Annotated in this window: 2 protein-coding genes; both read right to left on the bottom strand. The window is 63.4% G+C overall.

Annotated elements, in window-relative coordinates; translation table 11 throughout:
* Positions 1-769, bottom strand: a 769-nt coding sequence (istA, locus tag ACSQ36_RS46975; protein ID WP_436187630.1) for an IS21 family transposase, incomplete at its 3' end; no start/stop codon positions are given.
* On the bottom strand, positions 762-1,160 hold the full coding sequence (locus tag ACSQ36_RS46970; RefSeq protein ID WP_436187629.1) for a hypothetical protein: 399 nt from the start codon (positions 1,158-1,160) through the stop codon (positions 762-764). The genes istA and ACSQ36_RS46970, both read right to left, overlap by 8 nt.
* Positions 1,161-1,233: the final 73 nt, after the last annotated feature.

The raw sequence follows: 1,233 nt of genomic DNA, 5'->3' as shown, positions 1-1,233 counted from the left end.
CAGGGTTGATCGCGCTGAACTCGGATAGCTCGAGCCCGTTGAGGAGATTTTTTTTGACGTAACCAACACCGTTTTCCACCCGGCCTTTCTCGTTGCCTTTGCCGACGTTGCAGGCAACGATGTCGAAACCCCAGTGGCGCGCCGCGTCGAGGTAGCGCGGATTGAACACTGGCGCCTCGCCCGCCAGGCGTTGCAGCACGGCGGACTTCAGATTGTCCACCATCACCTTCCTCGGGCAACCATGGATGGCCGCGAACGCATGCTCATGGCACGCAAGGAAGTGCTCCATCGTCTGCGACACGGTGAATTCCACATACATCAGGCGGCTGTAGCACAACACCATGACGAAGAACGACAGTCGCCGCCGAGTCGAGCCGACGCCAATCGAGCCGTATTCGCCCCAGTCGATTTGCGCGCACTCGCCGGGGGCGAAGGCAAGCTTGAGGAACGCCTGGCGCTGCGGCGGACGAACCTTGTGCACATAGTCGCGCACGATCGTGTAGCCGCCCTCAAAGCCAACTTCGCGCAAGCGCTGGAAGATCTGCTGTGCGCTGTACGGATGCGCGTCAAGCCAGCGCACCACCTGCGCCTTGAACGGATCAAGTCGGCTCGCGCGTGGGGGCGATTGGCGGGGCCGGTACTGACCGGCCTTGAGCCATTTCGTCACCGTTTGCGGATGCAGCCCGAGCGCGCGCGCCGTTTGCGTAATCGTCAGGTGCTGCCGATCATGGCAATCGCGGATCTTGCAGTACGCCTCATAGTCAAGCATGGCGCTTGCCCAGCGCCGCGTGCAGCCGCTCGAGCTGCGTGGCCACATCCGAGTGGCCACGCGGGGACGCTGCCGACTCAGGAGGCGGCGCATCCAGCGCCAGCACCTGATACAGCGGCCTTTGCCAGGCGATCAAGCCAATACGGATCAGATCGTTGCGGGCCATCTCCAGACGCGCCGGCGCCATCGACAGGCGATGCACCAGCGACGTGTCCGCGTAATAGCTCAGGCCCTGGGCATCGGCGACAGTGACCAGAAACAGGTACAGCGCGGCGGCACACGCGTCACAGCGCTCGATATACCGCTCGCGCACCAGCCGGTGATCGACCCAGCTGAAGTGCGCCGGAATTTGCCGCATCCGCTCAGGGCAGATGACTCGCTTGATCGGCATGCTCGCGCCCCCCGCTCAAGATGTCCTTTCCCAGTTGTAGCAGTCGCCGGGTGCTGCGCGCGATGTCCTCTTG

Origin of the sequence: Caballeronia sp. LjRoot34 (assembly GCF_964253815.1) — a bacterium.
Classification (GTDB): Bacteria; Pseudomonadota; Gammaproteobacteria; order Burkholderiales; family Burkholderiaceae; genus Caballeronia.
This window is presented reverse-complemented; position numbering and strand designations above follow the sequence as displayed.